This window comes from Pseudomonas sp. AC070 (assembly GCF_979258635.1).
On record NZ_OZ409871.1, the window covers coordinates 4,990,749 to 5,005,725 of the forward strand.

Annotated in this window: 15 protein-coding genes; 12 read left to right on the forward strand and 3 right to left on the reverse strand. The window is 62.8% G+C overall.

The genetic code is table 11. The features are described 5' to 3' along the window. The first annotated feature begins 138 nt into the window (after nt 1–138). The 6 genes from ACZZ0Q_RS22490 to ACZZ0Q_RS22515 all read left to right on the forward strand — a co-directional run bounded on the left by ACZZ0Q_RS22490 (nt 139) and on the right by ACZZ0Q_RS22515 (nt 5,432). Nucleotides 139–1,002, forward strand: a complete 864-nt coding sequence (locus ACZZ0Q_RS22490; protein WP_463540726.1) for a YicC/YloC family endoribonuclease — start codon at nt 139–141, stop codon at nt 1,000–1,002. Nucleotides 1,003–1,015: 13 nt separating this feature from the next. After that, nucleotides 1,016–1,636 carry a guanylate kinase gene (gmk, locus tag ACZZ0Q_RS22495; RefSeq protein ID WP_463540725.1) on the forward strand — a complete coding sequence of 207 codons (621 nt, stop codon included), beginning with the start codon at nt 1,016–1,018 and terminating at the stop codon, nt 1,634–1,636. Nucleotides 1,637–1,784: 148 nt separating this feature from the next. Then, on the forward strand, nt 1,785–2,048 hold the full coding sequence (gene rpoZ, locus ACZZ0Q_RS22500; protein WP_122449792.1) for a DNA-directed RNA polymerase subunit omega: 264 nt from the start codon (nt 1,785–1,787) through the stop codon (nt 2,046–2,048). A gap of 72 nt (nt 2,049–2,120) precedes the next feature. Next, the gene (gene spoT / locus ACZZ0Q_RS22505) at nt 2,121–4,229 is read left to right on the forward strand and encodes a bifunctional GTP diphosphokinase/guanosine-3',5'-bis pyrophosphate 3'-pyrophosphohydrolase (protein WP_463540724.1); all 2,109 of its coding nucleotides are present in this window, start codon (nt 2,121–2,123) and stop codon (nt 4,227–4,229) included. A gap of 57 nt (nt 4,230–4,286) precedes the next feature. Beyond that, complete coding sequence (locus ACZZ0Q_RS22510) at nt 4,287–4,667, forward strand: RidA family protein (protein WP_108095077.1); 381 nt, start codon at nt 4,287–4,289, stop codon at nt 4,665–4,667. Nucleotides 4,668–4,694: 27 nt separating this feature from the next. Then, complete coding sequence (locus ACZZ0Q_RS22515) at nt 4,695–5,432, forward strand: putative periplasmic lipoprotein (RefSeq protein WP_463540723.1); 738 nt, start codon at nt 4,695–4,697, stop codon at nt 5,430–5,432. Nucleotides 5,433–5,509: 77 nt separating this feature from the next. Here the strand turns inward: ACZZ0Q_RS22515 and ACZZ0Q_RS22520 are convergent, their stop codons facing one another. The 3 genes from ACZZ0Q_RS22520 to ACZZ0Q_RS22530 all read right to left on the reverse strand — a co-directional run bounded on the left by ACZZ0Q_RS22520 (nt 5,510) and on the right by ACZZ0Q_RS22530 (nt 7,854). Then, a complete protein-coding gene (locus tag ACZZ0Q_RS22520; protein ID WP_463540722.1) occupies nt 5,510–6,127 on the reverse strand; it encodes a LysE family translocator in 618 nt (205 codons plus the stop codon). Between the two features lie 66 nt (nt 6,128–6,193). Beyond that, nucleotides 6,194–7,000, reverse strand: coding sequence for a helix-turn-helix transcriptional regulator (locus tag ACZZ0Q_RS22525; protein ID WP_463540721.1), 807 nt, complete (start codon nt 6,998–7,000; stop codon nt 6,194–6,196). Further along, nucleotides 6,997–7,854, reverse strand: a complete 858-nt coding sequence (locus ACZZ0Q_RS22530) for an NAD-dependent epimerase/dehydratase family protein (protein ID WP_463540720.1) — start codon at nt 7,852–7,854, stop codon at nt 6,997–6,999. Before ACZZ0Q_RS22530 ends, ACZZ0Q_RS22525 begins: the two co-directional genes overlap by 4 nt. Nucleotides 7,855–8,041: 187 nt before the next feature. On the opposite strand from ACZZ0Q_RS22530, the gene exbB reads away from it, so the two are divergent. The 6 genes from exbB to ACZZ0Q_RS22560 all read left to right on the forward strand — a co-directional run bounded on the left by exbB (nt 8,042) and on the right by ACZZ0Q_RS22560 (nt 14,934). Next, a complete protein-coding gene (gene exbB / locus ACZZ0Q_RS22535; protein WP_463540719.1) occupies nt 8,042–9,133 on the forward strand; it encodes a tonB-system energizer ExbB in 1,092 nt (363 codons plus the stop codon). A gap of 1 nt (nt 9,134) precedes the next feature. Continuing rightward, on the forward strand, nt 9,135–9,560 hold the full coding sequence (exbD, locus tag ACZZ0Q_RS22540) for a TonB system transport protein ExbD (protein WP_122492395.1): 426 nt from the start codon (nt 9,135–9,137) through the stop codon (nt 9,558–9,560). Continuing rightward, nucleotides 9,557–10,285: an energy transducer TonB family protein gene (locus ACZZ0Q_RS22545; RefSeq protein WP_463540718.1), complete on the forward strand. Its 729-nt coding sequence runs from the start codon at nt 9,557–9,559 to the stop codon at nt 10,283–10,285. Before exbD ends, ACZZ0Q_RS22545 begins: the two co-directional genes overlap by 4 nt. 144 nt (nt 10,286–10,429) lie before the next feature. Beyond that, nucleotides 10,430–11,356 carry a hydrogen peroxide-inducible genes activator gene (locus ACZZ0Q_RS22550; protein WP_122492393.1) on the forward strand — a complete coding sequence of 309 codons (927 nt, stop codon included), beginning with the start codon at nt 10,430–10,432 and terminating at the stop codon, nt 11,354–11,356. Between the two features lie 12 nt (nt 11,357–11,368). Next, the gene (gene recG, locus ACZZ0Q_RS22555) at nt 11,369–13,444 is read left to right on the forward strand and encodes an ATP-dependent DNA helicase RecG (protein ID WP_463540716.1); all 2,076 of its coding nucleotides are present in this window, start codon (nt 11,369–11,371) and stop codon (nt 13,442–13,444) included. An 89-nt stretch (nt 13,445–13,533) separates the two neighbouring features. Next, the gene (locus tag ACZZ0Q_RS22560; protein ID WP_463540715.1) at nt 13,534–14,934 is read left to right on the forward strand and encodes an HDOD domain-containing protein; all 1,401 of its coding nucleotides are present in this window, start codon (nt 13,534–13,536) and stop codon (nt 14,932–14,934) included. Nucleotides 14,935–14,977: the final 43 nt, after the last annotated feature.

The window sequence follows — 14,977 nt, forward strand, 5'->3', positions numbered from 1 at the left end:
GCGCCACTCACACGCCAAATTGGGAGCGAACGACGCACTGCGCTACAATCCTGCGCCTTTATAGGCCGTGTGAAATTGCCGCGTAGCCCGCCACTTTCCCACCGCCCGCTGATCAGTCCTATTTTGCGAGGTCTTCCCATGGTGCACAGCATGACCGCCTTCGCCCGCGTCGAGCGGGCCACTGCCAACGGCACGCTGAGTTGGGAATTGCGCTCGGTTAACCACCGTTATCTGGAACCGCATCTGCGTTTGCCCGAGTCGTTCCGCGACCTAGAAGGCGGCGTGCGTGATGCGCTGCGCCAAGGCCTGTCGCGCGGCAAAGTGGAATGCACGTTGCGCTACACGGAAGAAACCGCCGGCAAGCCGTTGCAAGTGGACCGCGAGCGCGCCGCGCAATTGGTCGAGGCCGCTGAAAGCGTGGCGCGTCTAATTGCCTCGCCCGCCCCGCTGAACCCGCTCGAAGTGCTCGCCTGGCCCGGCGTGTTGGTAGCCGACGCCGCCGACCCGCAAGCCCTCACCAGCGCCGCACTCGCCCTGTTCAATGACGCGCTGAATGAACTCAAAGCCGGTCGCGCCCGCGAAGGTGCCGAGCTGGCCAAATTGCTCAGCGACCGTCTCGACAATATTGGCGACGAAGTCGCCTCCCTGCGCGAACTGGTGCCGCAGATGCTTGCCGGCCAGCGCCAGCGCATCCTCGACCGCACCGCCGAAATGCAGGCTGAACTCGATCCACATCGCCTGGAACAAGAGCTGGTGTTGCTGGCGCAGAAGAGTGATGTGGCCGAAGAGCTGGATCGCCTGGTTACCCACGTCAGCGAAGTGCGCCGCGTGCTCAAAGCCGGCGGCGCCGCCGGTCGACGCCTGGATTTCCTCATGCAGGAACTCAACCGCGAAGCCAACACGCTCGGCTCCAAAGCCTTTGATACCCGCAGCACTCAAGCGGCGGTAAACCTCAAAGTGCTGATCGAACAAATGCGCGAACAAGTACAGAACATCGAGTAAGGCGGACCCTCTCATGCACGCCACCACCGGCACCCTTTACATCATTTCCGCACCTTCGGGCGCGGGCAAAACCAGCCTGGTCAAGGCGCTGATCGACGCCGAGCCGCACATTCGCGTTTCCGTGTCGCACACCACGCGCGCCATGCGCCCTGGCGAAGTTGACGGGGAGAACTATCACTTCGTCAGCCGTGAAAGCTTTCTGCAAATGCTCGAGCACAACGACTTTCTCGAGCACGCCGAAGTGTTCGGCAACCTCTACGGCACCTCGCAGCGCTGGTTGGAAAAAACCCTGGCCGAAGGTTTCGACCTGATTCTGGAAATCGATTGGCAAGGCGCCCAGCAAGTGCGCCGCCTGCTGCCCGACGCCCGTTCCATCTTCATTTTGCCGCCCAGCCAGGAAGCGCTGCGCCAGCGCTTGAACAACCGCGGCCAGGACAGCGAAGAGATCATCGAAACGCGCATGCGCGAGGCCGTCAGCGAAATGAGCCACTACGTTGAGTACGATCACCTGATCATCAACGACGACTTCGCGGCCGCCCTAGAAGACCTCAAGTCCATCTTCCGCGCCAACAATCTGCGTCAGGACGTTCAGCAACAACGGCATAAAACCCTGCTGATTGAGCTGTTGGCGTAGGGAATAAAGCTTGCCGTCGGGCTGCGTAGGGAAAATCTGCGCTTCCCTAACGGCTGGTTATTTTTTAGACTGCACAGTTCGTTCGCCCATCTGGGCAAAAGTTTTTTGCACGTCTCTTATTTAAGTACCTGTCGCTACGAGGAATACCATGGCCCGCGTTACCGTTGAAGACTGCCTGGACAACGTTGATAACCGCTTCGAGCTGGTCATGCTCGCTACCAAGCGCTCCCGCCAACTGGCTACCGGTGGTAAAGAGCCGAAAGTAGCGTGGGAAAACGACAAACCTACCGTAGTCGCCCTGCGCGAAATCGCTGCCGGTCTGGTTGACTATGACGTGATCGCTGCCGACGAAATCGTCGACGACGAGCCGCTCTTCGCTACTTATGAGGAAGAGGCCAACGAGGCCCTCTAAGCCTATGCCAGGTCGATGCTTGTCTAACCAAAGCGACGCGGCGCGAACCTGCGCTTGGCACGGGGCAATCCCATGCCGAGCATAGACGCCCTCGCCGACAGACTGTCGACCTACCTGGGCGGTGAACAGGTCAACCTTGTTCGCCGCGCCTACTTTTACGCAGAGCAAGCCCACGACGGCCAGCGCCGCCGCAGCGGTGAAGCCTACGTAACCCACCCGCTCGCGGTGGCCAACATTCTCGCCGACATGCACATGGACCATCAGAGCCTGATGGCTGCGATGCTGCATGACGTCATCGAAGACACCGGCATCGCCAAAGAAGCGCTCACCGCGCAATTTGGCGAAACCGTCGCCGAACTGGTCGATGGGGTCAGCAAGCTGACCCAGATGAACTTCGAAACCAAGGCCGAAGCCCAGGCCGAAAACTTCCAGAAAATGGCCATGGCCATGGCCCGCGACATTCGCGTGATTCTGGTCAAGCTCGCCGACCGCCTGCACAACATGCGCACCCTGGAAGTGCTGGCCGGCGAAAAACGTCGGCGCATCGCCAAAGAAACCCTGGAAATCTACGCCCCCATCGCCAACCGGCTGGGCATGCACAGCATGCGCGTGGAATTTGAAGAACTGGGCTTCAAGGCCATGCACCCGATGCGCTCTGAGCGCATTCGCCAGGCGGTGAAACGCGCGCGGGGCAACCGCAAGGAAATCGTCAACAAGATTGAAGAGTCGCTGACCCACTGCCTCGAACGCGAAGGCATGGAAGGCGAAGTGGTGGGGCGCGAGAAGCACCTGTACGGCATCTACCAAAAGATGCGTGGCAAGCGCCGGGCGTTCAACGAAATCATGGACGTGTACGCCTTCCGCATCATCGTCGACAAAGTCGACACCTGCTACCGCGTGCTCGGCGCTGTGCACAACCTGTACAAACCGCTGCCCGGGCGCTTCAAAGACTACATCGCGATCCCCAAAGCCAACGGCTACCAGTCGCTGCACACCACGCTGTTCGGCATGCACGGCGTGCCGATTGAAATCCAGATTCGCACCCGCGAAATGGAAGAGATGGCCAACAATGGCATCGCCGCCCATTGGCTGTACAAATCCAACGACGAAGACCAGCCCAAAGGCACCCACGCCCGCGCCCGCCAATGGGTCAAAGGCGTGTTGGAAATGCAGCAGCGCGCCGGCAACTCGCTGGAATTTATCGAAAGCGTCAAAATCGACCTGTTCCCGGACGAGGTTTACGTGTTCACGCCCAAAGGCCGAATCATGGAGATGCCCAAGGGCTCTACGGCCGTCGATTTTGCCTATGCGGTGCACACCGACGTCGGCAATTCCTGCATCGCCTGCCGTATCAACCGCCGCTTGGCGCCGTTGTCCGAACCGCTGCAAAGCGGCGCCACGGTGGAAATTGTCACGGCGCCCGGCGCGCGTCCGAACCCGGCCTGGCTTAATTTCGTGGTCACCGGCAAGGCCCGCACGCACATTCGTCACGCGCTGAAACTGCAACGTCGCTCGGAATCCATCAGCCTGGGCGAGCGCCTGCTGAACAAAGTGCTCACCGGCCTTAACAGCCACCTCGACAAAGTGCCCGCCGAGCAGGTGCAGAGCGTGCTGGCCGAATACCGCCTCGAGGTTATCGAAGACCTGCTCGAAGACATCGGCCTGGGCAACCGCATGGCCTATGTCGTGGCGCGTCGGCTGCTCGCCCATGAAAGCGAACAGCTGCCGAGCGCCGAAGGGCCGCTGGCCATTCGCGGCACCGAAGGCTTGGTGCTCAGCTACGCCAAGTGCTGCACGCCGATTCCAGGCGACCCCATCGTCGGCCACCTTTCTGCCGGCAAAGGCATGGTGGTGCATCTGGAAAGCTGCAAGAACATCAGCGACATCCGCCAGAACCCGGAAAAGTGCATCCAGCTGTCGTGGGCCAAAGACGTGGTCGGCGAATTTAACGTCGAGCTGCGCATTGAGCTGGAGCACCAGCGCGGCCTGATCGCCCTGCTTGCCAGCAGCGTCAATGCCGCCGACGGCAACATCGAAAAAATCAGCATGGACGAGCGCGACGGCCGCATCAGCGTGGTTCAGCTGGTCGTCAGCGTGCATGACCGCGTGCACCTGGCCCGCGTCATCAAAAAGCTGCGAGCCCTCAAAGGCGTGGTGCATATCTCCCGCGTCCGCGCCTGACCCCCTTTCGTAACGACGGCCTGCGCTAGGCAGGACAAAACCTCAAGGAGCTTTTTCATGAGCAAGAGCGTCATCACTTCCGAACACGCACCGGCCGCCATCGGCACCTACTCGCAAGCCATCAAAGCCGGCAACACTGTGTACATGTCCGGGCAGATTCCCCTGGACCCGAAAACCATGGAGCTGGTTGAAGGCTTCGAAGCCCAGACCGTGCAGGTGTTTGAAAACCTCAAAGCCGTTGCCGAAGCCGCCGGTGGTTCGTTCAAAGACATCGTCAAACTGAACATTTTCCTCACCGACCTTTCGCACTTCGCCAAGGTAAACGAGGTGATGGGCCGCTACTTCGAACAGCCCTACCCAGCCCGCGCCGCCATCGGCGTGGCCGCATTGCCGCGTGGCGCCCAGGTCGAAATGGACGCCATTCTGGTTATCGAGTAATCGGACTTTCCAAGGAAGGAACCCGCCATGCGCAACGCCTTCGTCCTGCTCTTGTGCGCCGCCTTTCTGGGCGGTTGCAGCAGCCCTGCGAGCCACGACCCGAACGGCATCTGGATCAACCAGGCCGCCATCGATGCCGCCTCGCAGGGCGGCAACTTGCGCGAGGCGTTGCTGGCCTACGGGCCGAACCTGGAATGGACCATCGACACCGCGCGCAAAACTGCCAACGTCAGCAATGGCTTTGAGCTGGACGAGGGCCAACTCGTCGGCCAGCCCGACGGCCAATGGCGTGTCGACTTCTACGGCGACTTCCACGAACAACTGAACGTCGAAAACGGCCGCATGGTTCAGAGCGAAAGCAAAACCGGCCCCGAACAACGTTTCCAACGCTCCACCCTCACCTTGCCTCTGGGCGCCCCACCGGGCAGCAGCTTTGAACAAGCGCTGTACACGGCGTACCTGGGCGGTACCTGGAAAATCAGCAAAGGCCCTGGCGCCAAAGGCCTGGTGCTGTTTCACCCGGACGGCAAAGTGGAAGGCCTGCCCGGCGCTGACCGCTACGCCCTGTGTCTGGCCGGCGACTGCGCAGCCATGAGCGGCGACAGCGACAGCCTGTGGCTGCAATTGGGCAACCAAGGCAGCGTGTGGCTGTTCAAACGCGAGGGCGATCAGCTGGAAATCTTCCGTGCCGTGAACCAGGCGCAAGCCAATGAAATGCCTGACTACCTTCCCGGCGTGACCACCTGGGTGCTGAAAAAAGACTAAAAAAGCGAGCCTGAAGTCCCTCCCACAGACCACGCAACCTCCGTAGGAGAGGCTTCAGCCTCGATGCTTTCCAGCCCTCACACCGCCGCCACAAGCAAATAACCACCCAACACCAGCAGCATCCCACCGCACACCCGATCCAGAATCACCACCCGCCGCTGCAACCACACCCGCCACCGCTCGATACTCAACAGGCGCACCAGCGCGGCATCCCACGCCAGCACCACCGCCGCCATCCAGGCCATACACAACGCCAGTCCCCAACCGGGCATCGACGCGCTATGCAGCACGCCGAACAAACCGGCATAAAAGATCGGGCACTTCGGATTCAGCAGGCTGGCTGCCAACCCTTGCCAACAGCCGAGCCACCACCGCCCCGCTGCCTGCGCCCCGCCGACAACCAGATCCAACTGCCGCCGCCCCTTAAAGGCCTGCACACCCAGCCACACGAAATACGCGCCGCCCGCCGCCTGCAAAGCGCGCCACAGCCAACCGCCTTCTGCCGGCATCAGGCTTTGCGCCAGCAACACTGCCAGCATCACCACTACATTCGCCGCCGCAATGCCAAACGCGCAGCCGTACGCTTGCCGCCGCCCTTGCAACAAGGCGGTGCGCAACAGCAGGAAAAAGTCCGGGCCAGGCGACAGCAGCGCGGCAAAGTGGGTGCTGGCAACCAGTAAAAACAACGCAACCATGACGACCTCCGAATGAACGCGGCGGCCAGTCTGTGGCGAAGGCAGAGGGGCAGTATTGGAGAAAAATCAGGTGTGCGCAGTGCGGCGAAAGTGCCCGGGCGTCACGCCGGTAAAGCGTTTGAAGGTCCCGATAAAGTGCGCCTGATCGTAAAAACCCAACTGCAGCGCCACCTCGCTTAGCGGCGCGTCGCCCAGCAGCAGGCGCTTGGCTTCGCGCACCCGGCGTTGCAGCAAATACGTGTGCGGCGGTACGCCATAAGCGCGGCGAAACGCCTCGATCAGATGCCGAGGATGACGCTCACCCACCGCCGCCAATTGCTCCAGGCTCACTGCCTGCTGAAAGTTCGCTTCCAGGTATTCGCGCAGCCGCGCCGTGCTACCGCCGTCCCGCGCCACGATGGGCAATGGGCGCATACCGCCATGGCGGATAAACACCAACTCCAGCACCGCCAGCAGCTGACTTTCCAACGCCAGCGCGTCGTGGCGCTCGAACTCCCGCACCAGGCCGGCCATACGCCGTGCAACAGCACCGTCATCTGCCGGGTTGAGCTGATTAAAGCCGCGCGGCAAGCGCTTGCGCCCCAACAAAGCCGGCAGCCGCGCCTCTTCCACGTAAAGCATGTGATAGACCAGCCGTGAAGAAACGGCGTGGCCGGTGTGCGGTTCCTCAGGGTTCATCAACGACAACGTTCCGGCCGGCAACGCGTGTCGAGCGCCCCGGCATTGGTAGCCGCCAACGCCCTCGATAATCGCGCCGATGGCAAATGCGTCGTGGCTATGGCGACCAAACGGCTGACCGGAAAAGTCGGCCTGAAACAGCTCGACCCCAGCCAGCCATGGCTGCACCAGCAGCCGGTTGGCGTCCGTGCTCACTGCCCGGCCAACACCGCGGCGTACCCTTCGCGGAACGTGGGATAACGCGGCACCCAACCGAGCGCGCGGGCGCGGGCGTTGCTGCAGCGTTTGCTTCCGGCGCGGCGCACCGTGGATTCCTCGGCCCAGTCGGTCACGCCCATGTAATCGCGCAGCCAGGCCACCACCTCATGCAGCGGAGCCGGCGCGTCGTCGACGCCGATGTAAAGGTCGTCCAGTTTCTTGCCCGCAGCGTCGGCTTGAAGCAGAAACGCCAGCAAGCCGGCGCAGTCGTCGGCATGCAGGCGGTTGGCGTAGAGCGGCGGCTCGCTGACCACGCGATAACCCATGCGCACTTGTTTCAGCAGCCATTCGCGACCTGGCCCGTAGATGCCGGTAAGACGCACCACCGTGGCGGGAATACCACTGTCGCGCGCGACCTTTTCGGCTTCGAGCATGATGCTGCCGGAAAAGCGGGCGGGCTCGGCGGGCGATTGCTCATCCACCCAGACGCCGCCGTCCTGCGCATACACGCCACTGCTGGAGACGAAAATCACCCGCTTCGGCTTCTGCCCACGCTGCTTGAGCCAGCCAAGCGTGTTGGCCAACCCATCGACATACGCGCGACGGTAACCGGCTTCGTCGTGGTCGGTGGCAGCGGCGGCATACACCAGGTAATCCAGCGCCCCGTGCGGCCACGCCGGCGGGCAATCGGCAGCGCCCAAATCGCCGGGCACCGGCACGATCTCAGCGGGCAGCGCTGCGACCGATCGCCGCAAACCAAACACCTGCCAACCCGCGGCGTGCAGCTGCGAACCAAGGCGACTTCCAACATCGCCACAACCGGCAATCATCAGGGTGGGAATGGCGGACATGCGGCTACCTCAAGGCAAAGCGGCATTCTAGGCAGGCCGCGCGAAATAAGGGAAAGACTTCAACGGTCACTCCAAGCGTTACACTATCACTTTAACAAACAAGAATAATTTGCAATACTAACTGCCCTTTTGCGCCAGGGGCCTTCGGGCTCCGGTCACCGTTTTTACCCTTTCAGGTCCGGCCAGCATGAATTTCAACGCCTACCGCGCTCCGTCTTTCCGTTTGCAGCCCCGCGCCCTGCTCACCGCTGGCGCGCTGTTGCTCAGCTTGCTGCTACCCGTAAGCAGCTTCGCTGAAGAACCTGCCGCTGCGGCACCCACTCCCGCGACTGCACCCGCAGCCACCGCGCCAGCTCCGGCCACCGCCGCCGTGCCGGCGCCCACTGCCGAGACGCCCGCTGCCGCTGCCCTGCGCGAGAAAATCGCCAGCCTCGGCCCGGATGCCACGCCCGAGCAGATCAGCGCCGCCACCAAGGAAACCCTGGAAGCCAACGGCGCCTCGCCGCAGGAAGTGACCCAGGCGCTGGACGACCTGGCCAAGGCCAACGAACTGATCGCCGACGACCAGCTCGCCTTCGCTCACGACCTGTCGCCTTGGGGCATGTACCAGAACGCCGACAACGTGGTGAAAGCCGTGATGATCGGTCTGGCCCTGGCCTCGGTCATCACCTGGACCATCTGGATCGCCAAAGGCTTCGAGCTGATCGGCGCCAAACGCCGCCTGCGCGGTGAGCTGGCCCTGCTGAAACAGAGCCGCTCGCTGAAAGACGCCGCCGACAAGGCGGACAAAAAAGGCAGCCTGTCCCACGTACTGGTTCACGACGCCCTGGAAGAAATGCGCCTGTCGGCCAACGCCCGCGAGAAGGAAGGCATCAAGGAACGCGTCAGCTTCCGTCTGGAGCGCCTGGTCGCCGCCTGCGGTCGCGAAATGAGCCAGGGCACCGGCGTGCTCGCCACCATTGGTTCCACCGCGCCCTTCGTCGGCCTATTCGGCACCGTGTGGGGCATCATGAACAGCTTTATCGGCATCGCCAAATCGCAAACCACCAACCTCGCCGTGGTTGCACCGGGTATCGCCGAAGCCCTGCTGGCAACGGCCATGGGCCTGGTAGCAGCGATTCCCGCGGTGGTGATCTACAACGTCTTCGCCCGCTCCATCACTGGCTACAAAGCCCAGGTGGCAGACGCCTCGGCGCAAGTGTTGCTGCTGGTTAGCCGTGACCTCGACCACCTGCCGGCTGAGCAACGCAGCCAGCCGCACGCGGTAAAAGTGAGCTGACATGGGCCTGCACCTCAACGACGGCGGCGATGATCTGGTCGAATCTCACGAGATCAACGTAACGCCCTTTATCGACGTGATGCTGGTACTGCTGATCATCTTTATGGTCGCTGCGCCGCTGGCGACCGTGGACATCAAAGTAGACCTGCCAGCCTCCAGCGCCGAGCCGCAACCGCGCCCCGACAAGCCGGTGTACCTGACCGTCAAAGAGGACAAAAACCTCTACCTCGGCGATCAGCAAGTCACCAAAGAACAGCTCGGCCAGGCGCTCGACCAACAGACCAAAGGCAAGAAGGACACCACTATCTTCTTCCGCGCCGACAAAGGTGTGGACTACGCCGATCTGATGGACGCCATGAACAGCCTGCGCGCTGCCGGTTACCTCAAAGTGGGCCTGGTCGGCCTTGAGGCGGTCGGGCAGAAATGACCCTCACGCTGCGCAAAGCTTCCGGTTGGACGGTAAGTTGGCTGCTGGTGCTCGCCCTGCATATCGGTATCGGTCTGTGGGCCTTGTACTGGAAGGCCGAGGCGATTCCCGTGGAATTGCCGCCGCCAGCCATGATGATCGAACTGCCGCCGCTGCCCGAAGTGGTGCCTCCGCCGCCGGCTCCGGCGCAAATCATCGCGCCGGAACCCGAGCCGATTCCGCAAGTGGTGGAAGCACCGAAGCCCAAGATCGTGCTGGAAAAGCCCAAGCCCAAGCCCAAACCCAAGCCGAAGATCAAACCGGTCGAGCCGCCCAAGCCTGCGGAAAAACCGGCTGAGCAGCCCGTGCCCGATGCCCCGCCCGCGCCACCGGCGCCGCCCGCTGCGCCAACCGCGCCGCAACCGAGCAGCACCAGCGCACCGTCGCAGGCCGAGATCACCTGGCAGAGCAAACTGCTCAGCCACTTGGCGCGCTACAAGCGTTACCCGGACGACGCCCGCCGCCGTGGCGCCGAAGGCACCAGCCGCATTCGCTTCGCTGTCGATGCCGACGGCAAGGTGCTCAGCGCGTCGCTCGCCGGCTCCTCCGGCAACGCTTCGCTGGACCGCGCCACGCTTGCCATGATCCGTCGCGCCCAGCCGCTGCCCAAGCCGCCGGAAGACATCCTTAATGGCAACAGCGTTGAGGTGGTCGCGCCCTTCGTTTACTCGCTGGATCGCCGATAGCGATTTTTGCAGTACGAAACCCTCAGCCTTAACGGACCCGCACCCAGAGAGTGCCCGAATCATCGGGCACATTTAACCTGCCGTGCGGGTTGGTTCCATTGAATACAACCGCTATGCTCTGGCGCAAATCAATGGATAAACACTATGACCCTCACCGAACTGCGCTACATCGTCACCCTGGCACAAGAGCAGCATTTCGGGCGCGCAGCCGAGCGTTGCCACGTCAGCCAGCCCACCCTCTCGGTCGGCGTTAAAAAACTGGAAGACGAGCTGGGCATCCTGATATTTGAGCGCAGCAAAAGCGCCGTGCGCCTCACTCCAGTCGGGGAAGGCATTGTCACCCAGGCGCAGAAAGTGCTGGAACAAGCCCAAGGCATTCGTGAGCTGGCCCAGGCCGGCAAAAACCAGCTGGCCGCTCCGCTCAAAGTCGGCGCCATTTACACCGTTGGCCCGTACCTGTTCCCGCACCTGATTCCGCAACTGCACCGTGTCGCGCCGCAGATGCCGCTGTATATCGAAGAAAATTTTACCCACGTGCTGCGCGACAAACTGCGTAACGGCGAGCTCGACGCGATCATCATCGCCCTGCCGTTCCAGGAAGCCGACGTACTGACCAAAGTGCTCTACGACGAGCCCTTCTACGTGCTCCTACCTAGCGGCCACCCATGGACCGCCAAGCAAACCATCGACGCCGAACTGCTCAACGACAAAAGCTTGCTGCTGCTCGGTGAAGGCCACTGCTTCCGCGACCAGGTGTTGGAAGCCTGCCCCACGCTGCGCAAAGGCGGCGAAGAGCACGCCAAGCACACCACGGTGGAATCCAGCTCGCTGGAAACCATTCGCCATATGGTCGCCTCCGGAATGGGCATTTCGATCCTGCCGTTCTCGGCCGTCGACAGCCACCACTACGCCCCCGGCGTTTTCGAAGTGCGCCCACTGACGGCGCCAGTGCCGTTCCGCACCGTGGCCATCGCCTGGCGCGCGAGCTTCCCTCGCCCACGCGCCATCGACGTGCTGGCTGACTCTATCCGCCTGTGCTCGGTAGCCAATCCGCTGCCACAAACCGCCTAAGGCTGCGCGCCCATGACTGAATTGGCGGCGGTGCCGGTAACCGCGCTGAAAGGCGTGGGCGCGGCGCTGGAAGAAAAGCTCGCCCGCGTTGGCCTGGAAAACCTGCAAGACGTGCTGTTCCACTTGCCGCTGCGCTACCAGGACCGCACCCGCGTGGTGCCCATCGGCGCCTTGCGGCCCGGGCAGGATGCCGTGGTCGAAGGCGTGGTGGCCGGCGCCGATGTGCTGATGGGCAAGCGCCGCAGCTTGCTGGTTCGCCTGCAAGATGGCAGCGGCACCTTGAGCCTGCGCTTCTACCACTTCAGCCAGGCGCAGAAAGACGGCCTGAAACGCGGCACGCAGTTGCGCTGCTACGGCGAAGCTCGACCGGGCGCCTCGGGCCTGGAGATTTACCACCCCGAATACCGCGCGCTGACCGCCGACAGCGACAGTGGCGTCGAACAAACCCTGACGCCGATTTACCCCACCACCGAAGGCCTGACCCAGCAGCGTTTGCGCCAACTCAGCGAACAAGCGTTGGCGCGCCTGGGGCCGCACAGCCTGCCCGACTGGCTGCCGGACGAACTGGCCCGCGACTACCAGCTCAGCCCACTCGACGAAGCCATTCGCTACCTGCACCGCCCGCCTCCCGACGCCGACCTTGAAGAGCTCGCCGAAGGCCGGCACTGGGCCCAACACCGGCTGGCCTTCGAAGAACTGCTGACCCATCAACTGTCGTTACAGCGCCTGCGCGAAAGCCTGCGTGCACAAGAGGCGCCGCAGTTGCCGAAGGCGAAGAAGCTGCCGGCCAAATTCCTCAAAAACCTCGGCTTCGCACCCACCGGCGCACAACAGCGCGTGGGCGCGGAAATCGCCTACGACCTCAGCCAGCGCGAGCCGATGCTGCGCCTGGTGCAGGGCGATGTCGGCGCCGGCAAAACCGTGGTCGCCGCTCTTGCCGCCTTGCAAGCGTTGGAGGCGGGCTATCAGGTCGCGCTGATGGCGCCCACCGAGATTCTCGCCGAGCAGCATTTCATTAACTTCACCCGCTGGCTGGAACCGCTGGGTTTGGACGTGGCGTGGTTGGCCGGCAAGCTCAAAGGCAAGGCCCGCGCTGGCGCCCTGGAAAAAATCGCCGGTGGTGCGCCCATGGTGGTCGGCACCCACGCGCTGTTCCAGGATGAAGTGCAGTTCAAACGCCTGGCGCTGGTGATCATCGACGAGCAACACCGCTTCGGCGTGCAGCAACGGTTGGCCCTGCGCAAAAAAGGTGTCGAGGGGCGCATGTGCCCGCATCAGCTGATCATGACCGCCACGCCAATCCCTCGAACATTGGCGATGAGCGCTTATGCGGATCTCGACACCTCGGTTCTCGACGAGCTGCCGCCGGGCCGTACGCCGGTGAACACCGTGCTGGTGGCCGACAGCCGCCGCTTCGAAGTGATCGAGCGCGTGCGCTCGGCCTGCCACGAAGGGCGCCAGGCGTACTGGGTGTGCACGTTGATCGAAGAGTCGGAAGAACTCACCTGCCAGGCGGCCGAAACGACGTATGAAGATTTGTCGGCGGCCCTCGGCGGGCTGAACGTCGGCCTGATTCATGGGCGCATGAAGCCTGCTGAAAAAGCCGCCGTGATGCAGCAGTTCAAAGAAGGCGCGTTGCAGCTGTTGGTCGCCACCACGGTGATTGAAGTGGGCGTCGACGTGCCCAACTCCAGCCTGATGATTATCGAAAACCCCGAGCGCCTGGGCCTGGCGCAACTGCACCAATTGCGCGGCCGTGTGGGCCGGGGCAGCGCCGCCAGTCATTGCGTGTTGTTGTATCACCCGCCGCTGTCGCAACTGGGCCGCGAGCGCCTGGGCATCATGCGCGAGACCAGCGATGGCTTTGTCATCGCCGAAAAAGACCTCGAACTGCGCGGCCCCGGCGAGATGCTCGGCACCCGGCAAACCGGCCTGCTGCAATTCAAAGTCGCTGACCTGATGCGCGACGCCGACCTGTTGCCCGCGGTGCGCGACGCGGCCCAAGCGCTGCTCGAGCGCTGGCCCCAACATGTCAGTCCATTGCTGGAACGCTGGCTGCGCCACGGTCAGCAATACGGACAAGTGTGAAATAGCGCACAAACGCCCGTCGGGTGACCGGTCAGTCAGAATCCCCGCTGGTTATACTCGGGCAAACCATCGCACCGGATCGCACGCTCATGACGGAAGTAGCCCTCGCCACCGATACCTCGCCCCAGCCGCCGATGGTGATTCTGCAGTTACTCGACAAGCTCAGCGTTCCGTATCAAGTCTGCTACGAGCAACCCAAGCTGGCCCTGGCCCAGCGCGTGCAAGCGGTGCTGCTCGACGATGCCATCGGCGCCCTGCTGGTGCTCTACCCCCACACACAATTGCTCGACCTTAATCGCCTCGCCGAATTGACCGGCCGCAAACTCGCGGCAGTCAAACCGGATCGTCAGGAACGCATGCTCGCCAAGCACAACCTGACCGTGCTGCCCGCGTTGCCACCACTGACCAGCTCGCCCTGCCTGTATGACGAACAACTGTTACTGGCGCCGACGCTGGTGATCGAATCCGGCCAGGCCGGTGTGCTGTTGGAAATTCCGCGCGACGCCTTCAAAACCCTGCTCAGCAAAGCCAGCGCCGCCCGTTTCGGCGAACCACTGAGCGGCATCCGCCCCAACCTCGACCGCCCGGACGACGACCGCGCGGAAATCAACCAGGCGGTGCAGGCATTCACCGCTCGCCGCATTCAGCAACGCCTGGAAGAAACTATCGAAATTCCGCCGCTGCCGGAAACCGCGCAGAAAATCATCAAACTGCGCGTCGACCCCGACGCCACCGTTGACGACATCACCGGCGTGGTTGAAACCGACCCTGCCCTGGCCGCGCAAGTGGTGAGCTGGGCCGCCTCGCCTTACTACGCCGCGCCGGGGAAAATCCGCTCGGTAGAAGACGCCATCGTGCGCGTGCTGGGCTTCGACCTGGTGATCAACTTGGCGTTGGGCCTGGCCTTGGGCAAAACCCTGGCCCTGCCTAAAGATCAGCCGCAACACGCCACGCCGTACTGGCACCAAGCGATCTACACCGCCGCCGTGATCGAAGGCCTGACACGCGCCATGCCGCGTGCGCAGCGCCCGGAAGCGGGTCTGACCTACCTGGCCGGTCTGCTGCACAACTTCGGCTATCTGGTGCTGGCACACGTGTTCCCGCCGCACTTTTCGTTGATCTGCCGTCACCTCGAAGTGAACCCGCACCTGGATCACAGCTACATCGAGCAACACCTGCTGGGTATTACCCGCGAGCAGATCGGTTCGTGGCTGATGCGCTTCTGGGACATGCCGGACGAGCTGGCCACCGCGCTGCGCTTCCAGCACGACCCCGACTACGAAGGCGCCCACTCCGCTTACCCGAACCTGGTTTGCCTGGCGGTGAGCCTGCTGCGTAACCGTGGCATCGGCACCGGCCCGCAGGCTGAAATTCCACAAGTGTTGTTCGACCGCCTCGGCCTGAGCCGCGAGAAGGCCAACGAAGCGATCAACAAAGTGCTGGAAGCTGAAACCGCGCTGCGTGAGCTGGCTGCGCAATTCCCGGCATAAAAACCGCACCGAGAAAAAAGGGGCCCGATTGGGCCCCTTTCTT